We start from the raw sequence: 9,721 nt of genomic DNA, 5'->3' as shown, positions 1-9,721 counted from the left end.
ATATGGAAAATAATGAATAATAACTAGTTTAAAAAATACGTTCAAAATAGCTCAAGATTAGTATAGATAACCTTAAAGTCGCTGTTTCTAACTCTAAGGCTATTTCTTAATTAAGGATTAAAAGTCTGAAATACGATTACTGGCGGTTTTTAATGTATAAAGGAGCTGTCCTAATAGTACGTCTTTTTCAGTCAAAGTCACAATAATCATTGGATGCTTGGTTGACGGAATAGAAGTAAGAATAGCTTTGCCATTCTCTGCATCTAAAGTAATGGATTGGCAGCCTTCCAAATGAATTTCATTCATAAATGCTGCAACCATCGCAAGTATAGAGCTGCTCACGGCTGCTAGTTTAGTGCTATTGTAACTATCTTTTTTATGGACATGGGCGAGTTCAAATCCATCAGTACTACAAAGCATCACATAATTGACGCCCCGAACATTCATCATTAAGTCGTAAATTTCATCTTTGGCAAATTGAATCAACTCTTTAGGTGCTGTACGGCTTTGTTCTAGAGTAAACATATCAAACCTCTATTCAAATTAATTGGCAATATTGGAGTTAATTTCAATGGATGTGATTAACGCCTCTAATAATAACAGTACATCGTCTTTCTTACGTGCATCAATAAAATATAGTGGCGAAAACAAGTCATTTTCTAATAGCCAGTCTTTATAAATCCCTGTAGATTTTGAGTTTTCGGTGATGAGATCGGTGTGGGTAATACCAATTGCAATGTTGTCAGTGAAGTTTTGGAAAGTTTCTAGGTAGCTTTCGAGTTCCTGAATAGAATTGTCAGAATGATGGTCGATCAAAATCACCGCACCGATTGCCCCTTTGGTTATCGTGGACCAGATAAAATCAAAACGATTCTGACCTGGTGTTCCATAGAGCCCTATGGTGACATTATCCTCTAGGGTGATTTCTCCGTAATCAATACCAACCGTAGTTTCCATTTTGCTATGTCGTTGAGCATCTGTATTAAAAGCCTCAGTCTGCAACACGGGAATCTCTGATAATGATTTAATTGCTTCAGTTTTACCAGCTCCCATACCGCCTGCGAAAACAATTTTGAATCGTTGTAAGATCATAATATTGTCCTATATCCCCAATTTTTTTCTTAATTTTCCAAAGAAACTTTTAATGAATCCAGTATCTTCGGATACTATTGGAGTCTCTGGTGGATTAAAGTGCTTATCCCAAATATTGATTCTGGAAAGATTATTCGTTGCAATATTGGCAGCTATGAATCTCTGCACTGTTTCTAAAGGAATATTCAATTGATTTGCAATTTTTGAAACTTTCCCACCTTGAATAAAACAGCTAGAGAGTTGGAATATTGTTTTCCGATCTAGATTTTGAGAGGGTTTTGGCCACATATGAATCTTAAAATGCCCATCTTCAGGTGCAATTTCTTTTAAAAATAAAGGGGAATCCCAAAAAAATTGCCACAACCAGTCATTTAAAAGATAAGTTTGTTTTCTTGAAACTTTCATAAAGTTACTGGTGCTGGCAATGTCATAGCCAAAACCTGAATCTGTAAAAGCTTGTTCTCTTTCAGTATTGAGCCAAGCAATATTTTTCTGGACATCGATAATTGCAATTGTGCCTAAAGTATCAAAAAGATGGAGTTTTGAGTTACGTTCTTTGTCGAACATCTTACTAAAATATTCAAGTTTATAAGGAGTTTTCTTAGGATTAACTTCAAAAATATGATCGTGTGGGTTATCGAGTGTTGTTTTGAGTAGATGTTGTAAAATCCAGTCAGAAAAATTCTGTGGATTAACAATGGGTAGAGATAAGGTATTTTCCTGAAGGATATTCTCATTGTTATTATTCTTGGTAATTTTTAACCAAGGAAAATTACGGCTTTGAATTATTTTTTGAATACCGTCAGTTTCATAAAAATTTTCATGTATAAATAAGCAATCGATAGTAGGGTCTGCAGCTGTACTCCATTTAATTTTATATTCTTGTGGAATGAGATTACGTAGCTGGGTTTTTAGTTCTTCTGAATGATGAATACTTAAACCAGTTATCGCAATATTAAGATATTGCTCTGTCATACTATCTCTACACATCTAATAAGTTGAAACGGTAATCCCCCTTTTTGGACAATTAAAAAAGGGGGGATGATGAATCATGAGAAATCTAAACCTTTCTCATAACTTTTAAGTTCATGACGTGCCATTGCAAGGTTTGCTTTGGAACGCTCTAACACAAGGTATAAAAAGAGTTTTTCATTACCTTCTAATGGACGAATCAGGTGATATTGTTTACCGAGGGTGATCAATATATCTTCAATTGAGTCATTCAAATTTAGTGCATTTGCAACACGACGTTTTGAACGTACAACTTCGGTATTTCCTGCTGCTGCTAACTCAAGATCAATGTCACCACCGCCTTGTGTTGCTAAAGCCAAACCGCTTTCCCCATCGACTAAGGCAGCGGCATGGAAACCATCAATTTCTGATAATACTTCTAATGATACTCTAGCCATATTGATTCTCTTATGTTTTTTTGGATTTTTGGGACTGATTTAACTTGGTATCAAATCCATTTGATTATATGAATGGCACTAAAATATTATCAACAGAAATTATTTTTCCCAAAAAGGGCATGTGACAATTTTGGTAAATATCCGATTATTACGCTCGGCTTAAATGTGATTTATTTCTCAGAATCCAAGTGGGAATATGAATAACCATATATATTTGATTGTCATAATATGACTACAATAGAAGTGTAACAATGTGTAAATTTTACCAAGCAATTAAATATACAAACGGAAGCCAATTAGATAAATTGATGAATAATTCAGTCTAAATTATTATTTTTATAAAAAAGAGAGTGCCGTGATGATCTGACCACACTCTCTTGTCATATCTTATGCAAACATCTGAGTTGCAGCAGAATAAAGTATCCATAAAATGGCTAAAGCAACAACAGGTTCTAAAATTTTAGCCCAAGTTGGAACTACAGTTTTTTCAACTTCAGTCACTTGTTCATGATGCTCTATAATATTGCTTTGATGAACCATTTGATTAAACTCCTTCATAGTTTCCTCTAATGATAGCTCTTCTTCGGGTATCGGTTTAGATCCTTTGAGTTCTATTAGCTCACTTGTTGACCAAATCCAGTCGGCTGCTTGCCCAGATAAATGTTCGACTTGTCCTGTAATTAGTTCACGTAAGCCTTTAATGCCATAATGACCAGTATCATCTAATTGTTTTAATTCGGCTAACTGTAAAGACAAAACTTCAGTAATCGTATGTTCAAATTCAGCTTTCTCTAAAGTGGAGTGATTCTGATCTGAAGTGGTGAGATGCCGTGCAACATCGATAATATACAGTTGCTCTTGGGATTGAATTTCTTGGTAGAGTTTATTTTCGTCTTTACGCCATAAGGTAATTAGTTTGGCAAGACTGAGCGTATTGATTTCTGCCAGATGTGCTTTACGCTCACTCGACTGATATTGATTCAGAAGCTCTGGCTTTTGAATGTGAATTTGCTCTGCAAAATATTGTACTAAGTCAAAAGCCATATTACTTCCTCTTGTTTTAATCTAATAACCTCAAGCTTGGCTTTTTCTTGGGTTGTTCTTGGTTTTGTTCAGGTTCTGATTTTAAATCATCTTGCTGAATTTTAACATTTTCATATTCATTTGGATCAAAAAATAAGCCTTGCCCATTTTCACGCGCATAGATACCTAATACTGCATATAGTGGCACATAAATATCACGAGATACACCACCAAAACGTGCAGAGAAAGTAATAGCATCGTTACTCATATGTAGTTGGTGTACTGCATGCGGTACGATGTTGAGGACGATTTGCCCATCTTGAATGAATTGTTCAGGGACCATAGTATTTGGTTGTGTAGCATCGACTAATAAATATGGTGTTAGATTGTTATCACAAATCCATTCATAAATAGCGCGAGCCAAATACGGACGGGTAGGAGATAAGTTAGTTTCCTGTTCAGACATTATGGTTTACTCGGTGGAGAAGATAAAAACTTGCCGTAACGATTTTTTTCCTGCAATGTCAAAGATTTGATGAATGCAGGGCGTTGGAAAATGCGTTGGCAGTATAAAAGAATTGGGCGACACAATTTGTGCGGTAACTCTATTCCCATAGAATCTAAGCGTAAGAAAATGGGTGCTAACATACAATCTAAAATTGTAAAGTTATCCGACATAAAATAAGGATAATGTTGGAACAATGGTGTTAGAGAAATCAGCGTATCTCTCAATCGCTTCTGTGCTTTAGCACTATCATTTTTATTGAGGCTGTCCGGATGACGAAGCATAATATCCGCTAACTTCAACCAATCTTGCTCAAAACGCCAAATATATTGACGCTGTTCAGCACGTGGAGCTGGTGCATCAGCGTACAACTTATTTTGACGATAACGGTCATCTAAATATTCGGAAATGATGTTGGTATTAAATAATTTAAGATCATTTTCAATTAACATTGGAAGTTGGTGATAAGGATTTAGACTTGCGAGGTCTTCATCATCGTAATCTAACAAGATGAGATTAAATTTAATTTGTTTTTCGGCAAGCACATAACGAATCCAATGCGAGCGAAAATCATCAGCATGACTGTAAAGTGTAATCCCCTGAATGGGAGTCGCAGGATTTTCTAAAGACATAAGTCCAAAAAATTTTGATTGATCATATAGAATACTAAAATTAGCGTTAGAAAGCACGCCAAGCTGAATAATATGCTGCTAAAGGATAGATTTATTTTCTAATCAACTTGAAGATAGAAAAACACATGGAATACTCTCATCTCACAATTGTGTTTGGGGCATTTAGTAGGGAATGTAGATTCGATTTCTATTTTTAAAAAAGATGCTAACTGAATTCACTAATGAGATGGTCGATTATACAAGGGAAGATGACTACTCTGACTAGTCATTTTGAGTTTGTGGTGTTAGTGGATTAAACCATACTATGTCATCAAAAGATGTGTAGTGACTATTTAAAATGATGGACTGATATAAATGCTGGGTTAAAAGGTGAGGGAAGGTGTAGTGCCTTCATTCATAAAAATAATCAATTTACTGAAACCATGAAGTTGAGTGGTGGAGATGCATTGAGGGATTTATTCTAAACAGTTATAGCTTTGCTTCAAATAAAAAACCTCGGAAAATCCGAGGTTTTTGGTCCGATTCGGTAAACGAATTAACGTTTAGAGAATTGAGGACGTTTACGAGCTTTACGTAAACCAAGTTTCTTACGTTCAACTTCACGAGCATCACGAGTAACGAAACCAGCTTGACGAAGAGCAGGTTTTAAAGTTTCGTCAGAAGCGATCAATGCACGAGTAATACCGTGACGGATAGCGCCAGCTTGACCACCGATACCACCACCAGCAACAGTGATGTAAAGGTCATACTTTTCAGTAACTTCAAGAAGTTCTAAAGGTTGACGAACAACCATACGAGCAGTTTCACGACCGAAGTATTGCTCAAGAGTACGGTTGTTAATTACGAGTTTGCCTGTACCAGCTGACAAGAAAACACGTGCAGTTGCGGTCTTACGGCGACCTGTACCATAATTAGTAGCCATGTGCTGTATCCCTTAGATGTCCAAAACTTGTGGCTGTTGAGCAGCATGTGGATGCTCTGTACCTGCATACACTTTCATTTTCTTGATCATTGCGTAACCAAGAGGACCTTTTGGTAACATACCTTTAACAGCTTTTTCTAAAACTGCTTCAGGTTTATGAGCGATTAACTTTTCAAAGTTAGTCTCACGGATACCACCAGGGAAGCCAGTGTGGCGATAGTATTTTTTATCAAGTGCTTTTTTACCAGTCACTTGAATTTCTTCAGCATTGATTACAACGATATAGTCGCCAGTGTCAACGTGAGGAGTATAAGAAGTCTTGTGCTTACCACGTAGACGACGAGCGATTTCAGTCGCAAGGCGACCTAAAGTTTTGCCAGAAGCATCAACAACGTACCAGTCGTGTTGAACTTCAGCAGGCTTAGCGCTGAGAGTTTTCATTAAACCACTACCTATTATAGTTGGTTTGGACTATGGAATCTGTCCAAACAAAAGGAGACGCGATTCTAAACGAATACGTTAAGAATCACAAATGAAAATATAAAATTTCAAGAGCCGTATTCTAAGGCATTTCCCTATATAAAGGAAGAGATCAAAGTTTATTCTTTTATAAAAATATAAATAAGCGGATGGAGTGTCTGTAGAGATTTGGATATTTTGAAGAACAAAAAAATAGTGAAATAGTTTTTCATTATTTATTAATGGGTTTTATAGTTCAAACTAATCCTGTAACAAGGTTTTCAGCCAATTGCTAAACGTATGATTAGAATTGGAATAAACAAGTTTCAGTGATGGATTTTGTTATTCATCAATCTTGAAATAGACGTTGTATAATGAGTGACGCGCATTTTCTTTGAGTTCAGTATGCTTCCTTTGTATATCACTAGTGGTGAACCTGCTGGAATTGGTCCAGATATTTGCTTGAGCCTTGCAGGGCGTATAGATGAGCGTCCGATTGTGGTGCTTGGGGATCTCAATTTATTGCGTGCACGTGCAGAATGCTTAGGTCTTGCTATTGAGCTGATTGAGTATTCTGGTCAAGAAAATTCATCACGTCTCGGTCAGCTTTATGTGGAGCATGTCGCTTTAAGTCAACCTGTAGTTTTAGGCGAGCTCAATCCTCAAAATTCAGCTTATGTTTTAGAGCAACTTCGTCGTTCAGCAGAGTATGCCATGTCTGGTAAAAGCGTCGGGGTGGCGACTGCACCTGTTCAAAAATCCGTAATTAATGAGGCAGGAATTCATTTCAGTGGGCATACCGAATACTACCAAGAGTTTGCTGGCGTTGATCGTGTGGTGATGATGCTCGCAACCAAAACTTTGCGTGTCGCACTTGCCACAACCCATTTGCCCTTAAGAGCTGTCCCTGATGCAATTACCAAAGAACGATTACATCAAGTCATTGATATCTTAATTCACGATTTAAAAAGCAAATTCAAAAAAGAGCATCCCCACATTTTAGTGTGCGGCTTAAATCCGCATGCAGGGGAGAACGGTTATTTAGGTATGGAAGAAATTGAGGTGATTAATCCTGTGCTGGAAAGCTATCGTGCTCAAGGCATCAATATGAGCCTGAGTTTGCCTGCTGACACTTTATTTACCCCTGAAAATTTAAAAGATGCCGATGCCGTTTTGGCGATGTATCACGATCAGGGCTTACCTGTGTTAAAATCGCAGGGGTTTGGTGAAGCCATTAATATTACTTTGGGCTTACCCTTTATTCGTACCTCAGTCGATCATGGCACAGCTCTCTCCCTCGCAGGCACAGGTCTTGCGAAAAGCTCAAGCTTACAGGTCGCTGTTGATTTAGCATTAGAATTAGCTCGTCACTAATGTTTAGTGATTAACTCACGTTGGAAAAATTTATGTATCAAATTAATGCCTTAAACCCGAAAGATGAAGGGCACCATACGCGTAAGCGTTTTGGGCAAAACTTCTTACATGACCAACGTGTGATTGCCAAGATTGTACGTTCAGTTGCACCTCGCTCTGGTGATAACATTGTAGAAATTGGGCCCGGTTTGGCGGCATTAACCTCTCCGTTGATTGGCGAGTGTGACGCACTCACTGTTGTTGAGTTAGACCGCGATTTGGCGGCAGGTTTGCCAGGGCGTGTGCCACATCCTGAACGTTTAACCATTATTGAAACTGATGCACTGAAATACGATTTCACTAACTTATTTCAAGAGGGTCGTCCTTTACGTGTTGTGGGTAATTTGCCGTATAACATCTCGACGCCACTTTTGTTCCACCTCTTAGAATTTGGTGACAAAGTCAAAGACATGCATTTTATGCTACAAAAAGAAGTAGTTGACCGTATTACAGCTTCTCCAAATAGCAAAGAGTATGGCCGTTTGTCGGTGATGATTCAGTACTTCTGCAAACCAACCTTCTTGTTTGAAGTACCACCAGGTTCATTTAACCCGCCACCTAAAGTAACCTCTGCGGTATTTCGTTTAGAACCGTATGCAGTAAAGCCGATTATTGCTAAAGATGAAAAGGCACTGGCACGTTTGGTATCGCATGTTTTTACTCAGCGTCGTAAAACTTTACGTAATAGCTTAAAAGGCATGTTGCATGAAGATGGTTTTGAGCAAGCAGGTGTTGATCCAATGGCACGTCCTGAAACATTAAGCTTGGCTCAATTCGTGGCTCTAGCAGATCAAATGGTGTAATTATCATGCCACGTTACAATTATGTCATTGGAGATGTGCAAGGCTGTTTTGAAGCCTTAAAGGCCTTATTGAAGTCAATTCAGTTTGACCCCGATCAAGACTTTATCTGGTTTGCAGGTGATTTGGTTGCGCGTGGCGAAAACTCGATTGGGGCATTACGATTTATTAAAAAACTGGTGGAACGCGGTTCTGCTGCGACAGTGTTGGGTAATCATGACCTAACGCTTTTGGCATGTGCACGCGGCTTAAAGTCAGTAAAAGATAAAGACCGTACCCGAGATGTAATTGATGCCATTGATAGTGATGATTTGATTGATTGGTTACGTAAGCAACCGCTTTGCTTGTTTCCGAATGAACAGACCATTTTGACTCATGCGGGTATTCCATGTATTTGGACAGCTGAACAAACGGCTACTTTGGCGAAAGAGGTCGAAGCAGTCATTGGTCATGAAGACTTTACTGTGATGGATGCCTTTTTACAAGAGATGTACGGTACGCAACCTGATGTATGGTCGGATGAGTTAAATGGAAATGCTCGCTTACGTTGCATTACCAACTATCTCACGCGGATGCGTTTGACCAATGCAGAAGGTCGCTTGGAATTTAGCTTTAAAGATGCACTGGATGATCCAATGCCTGAAGGATTTCAGCCGTGGTTTGAATTTGATTCAAAAGCAGCAGAAACCCATCAAGTCATTTTTGGTCATTGGGCAGCCTTACAAGGTCGAACCATTAACCCGCATATCCAAAATGTAGATGGCGGGTGTGTCTGGGGTAATCAATTATTGGCGTATCGTCTGGAAGACCAAGAGCTTTTTGCAATCGATAATCCAGTGATGAGTTGAAAAAAAAGCCACGATTTCGTGGCTTTTTTTGACTTTGTTGGATGATTCCCAAAGTCTGACTGCGCCCCAAAATAGATGAAGCCATATAGACACATAATGATAAGCGTATACTTGAAGGATTGAGTTTCATCTTGGCATCATAAATTTGACTATTGAATGGATCAATTATAGGACCTTAATTGTGGTTAGATGAGTCTTGAACATTTTGAGTCCCTTCAGAATAGTCGTTCTTAATATTAGTGAAATGGCATAAGGGGCTGGGGAATTTACATCGCTAAGTGCTGGAGAATAGCCAAGTCATTTAATGAAATGTACCTCAGTACCAGAAGTATTGTCAGATTGTTTAGGCATTTCGATGACGGCTTGGGAATTTCCAGACTGATCAGCATATATTGCTATATTTTTGTATTATGTTTATTAAAAACAGTATCTTATAAAGTATTAAAGCCAAAAGTGATTAAAACGACATTTCTTCTACTTTATATACATTAGAAATAATTGACGTTGTTTCTCTTCATTAAAATATGGTGGGTAAGTTGGATGTGCACAATAGGGAAACAACGGTTCAAGTGAGAACTTATAGTTTATTTATTGGATATATGATTGATTTTATTTGCT

The 9,721-nt window shown here is 37.9% G+C and carries 12 protein-coding genes; 3 read left to right on the top strand and 9 right to left on the bottom strand.

The window, feature by feature from the left end:
• Positions 1–117: 117 nt before the first annotated feature.
• The 9 genes from F4W09_RS13125 to rplM form a co-directional block, all read right to left on the bottom strand.
• Positions 118–525, bottom strand: coding sequence for a roadblock/LC7 domain-containing protein (locus F4W09_RS13125; RefSeq protein WP_044739232.1), 408 nt, complete (start codon positions 523–525; stop codon positions 118–120).
• 18 nt (positions 526–543) lie between these two features.
• Positions 544–1,092 (bottom strand): GTP-binding protein, encoded by a 549-nt coding sequence (locus F4W09_RS13120; protein ID WP_151505047.1) that lies wholly within the window; start codon positions 1,090–1,092, stop codon positions 544–546.
• 9 nt (positions 1,093–1,101) lie between these two features.
• On the bottom strand, positions 1,102–2,067 hold the full coding sequence (locus F4W09_RS13115) for a hypothetical protein (protein WP_151505046.1): 966 nt from the start codon (positions 2,065–2,067) through the stop codon (positions 1,102–1,104).
• A gap of 74 nt (positions 2,068–2,141) precedes the next feature.
• A complete protein-coding gene (locus F4W09_RS13110) occupies positions 2,142–2,501 on the bottom strand; it encodes a roadblock/LC7 domain-containing protein (RefSeq protein ID WP_044739234.1) in 360 nt (119 codons plus the stop codon).
• Positions 2,502–2,888: 387 nt separating this feature from the next.
• On the bottom strand, positions 2,889–3,545 hold the full coding sequence (locus F4W09_RS13105) for a hypothetical protein (protein ID WP_151505045.1): 657 nt from the start codon (positions 3,543–3,545) through the stop codon (positions 2,889–2,891).
• Positions 3,546–3,561: 16 nt separating this feature from the next.
• The gene (locus F4W09_RS13100) at positions 3,562–3,990 is read right to left on the bottom strand and encodes a ClpXP protease specificity-enhancing factor (protein WP_016165408.1); all 429 of its coding nucleotides are present in this window, start codon (positions 3,988–3,990) and stop codon (positions 3,562–3,564) included.
• Positions 3,990–4,661 (bottom strand): glutathione S-transferase N-terminal domain-containing protein, encoded by a 672-nt coding sequence (locus F4W09_RS13095; protein WP_044739236.1) that lies wholly within the window; start codon positions 4,659–4,661, stop codon positions 3,990–3,992. Before F4W09_RS13095 ends, F4W09_RS13100 begins: the two co-directional genes overlap by 1 nt.
• Positions 4,662–5,196: 535 nt before the next feature.
• Entirely contained in the window at positions 5,197–5,583 is a 387-nt protein-coding gene (rpsI, locus tag F4W09_RS13090; RefSeq protein ID WP_004695095.1) for a 30S ribosomal protein S9, read from the bottom strand.
• Between the two features lie 12 nt (positions 5,584–5,595).
• The gene (gene rplM, locus F4W09_RS13085) at positions 5,596–6,024 is read right to left on the bottom strand and encodes a 50S ribosomal protein L13 (RefSeq protein ID WP_004695096.1); all 429 of its coding nucleotides are present in this window, start codon (positions 6,022–6,024) and stop codon (positions 5,596–5,598) included.
• A 423-nt stretch (positions 6,025–6,447) separates the two neighbouring features.
• On the opposite strand from rplM, the gene pdxA reads away from it, so the two are divergent.
• The 3 genes from pdxA to F4W09_RS13070 are packed head-to-tail and all read left to right on the top strand — an operon-like array spanning position 6,448 to position 9,103.
• On the top strand, positions 6,448–7,416 hold the full coding sequence (gene pdxA / locus F4W09_RS13080; protein WP_044739237.1) for a 4-hydroxythreonine-4-phosphate dehydrogenase PdxA: 969 nt from the start codon (positions 6,448–6,450) through the stop codon (positions 7,414–7,416).
• A 32-nt stretch (positions 7,417–7,448) separates the two neighbouring features.
• The gene (gene rsmA / locus F4W09_RS13075; protein WP_151505044.1) at positions 7,449–8,258 is read left to right on the top strand and encodes a 16S rRNA (adenine(1518)-N(6)/adenine(1519)-N(6))-dimethyltransferase RsmA; all 810 of its coding nucleotides are present in this window, start codon (positions 7,449–7,451) and stop codon (positions 8,256–8,258) included.
• Between the two features lie 2 nt (positions 8,259–8,260).
• Entirely contained in the window at positions 8,261–9,103 is an 843-nt protein-coding gene (locus F4W09_RS13070; RefSeq protein WP_151505043.1) for a symmetrical bis(5'-nucleosyl)-tetraphosphatase, read from the top strand.
• Positions 9,104–9,721: the final 618 nt, after the last annotated feature.

Source organism: Acinetobacter tandoii (assembly GCF_008867985.1).
Classification (GTDB): Bacteria; Pseudomonadota; Gammaproteobacteria; order Pseudomonadales; family Moraxellaceae; genus Acinetobacter; species Acinetobacter tandoii.
Note: the sequence above shows the minus strand (reverse complement) of the source record. Positions and strands in the feature narration are given on the sequence as shown.

Coding starts and splice junctions, on each gene's coding strand:
- rpsI (WP_004695095.1), bottom strand. CDS start 5,583: ATGGCTACTAATTATGGTACAGGTCGCCGTAAGACCGCAACTGCACGT.
- rsmA (WP_151505044.1), top strand. CDS start 7,449: ATGTATCAAATTAATGCCTTAAACCCGAAAGATGAAGGGCACCATACG.
- F4W09_RS13120 (WP_151505047.1), bottom strand. CDS start 1,092: ATGATCTTACAACGATTCAAAATTGTTTTCGCAGGCGGTATGGGAGCT.
- F4W09_RS13095 (WP_044739236.1), bottom strand. CDS start 4,661: ATGTCTTTAGAAAATCCTGCGACTCCCATTCAGGGGATTACACTTTAC.
- F4W09_RS13125 (WP_044739232.1), bottom strand. CDS start 525: ATGTTTACTCTAGAACAAAGCCGTACAGCACCTAAAGAGTTGATTCAA.
- pdxA (WP_044739237.1), top strand. CDS start 6,448: ATGCTTCCTTTGTATATCACTAGTGGTGAACCTGCTGGAATTGGTCCA.
- F4W09_RS13100 (WP_016165408.1), bottom strand. CDS start 3,990: ATGTCTGAACAGGAAACTAACTTATCTCCTACCCGTCCGTATTTGGCT.
- F4W09_RS13115 (WP_151505046.1), bottom strand. CDS start 2,067: ATGACAGAGCAATATCTTAATATTGCGATAACTGGTTTAAGTATTCAT.
- F4W09_RS13105 (WP_151505045.1), bottom strand. CDS start 3,545: ATGGCTTTTGACTTAGTACAATATTTTGCAGAGCAAATTCACATTCAA.
- F4W09_RS13110 (WP_044739234.1), bottom strand. CDS start 2,501: ATGGCTAGAGTATCATTAGAAGTATTATCAGAAATTGATGGTTTCCAT.
- rplM (WP_004695096.1), bottom strand. CDS start 6,024: ATGAAAACTCTCAGCGCTAAGCCTGCTGAAGTTCAACACGACTGGTAC.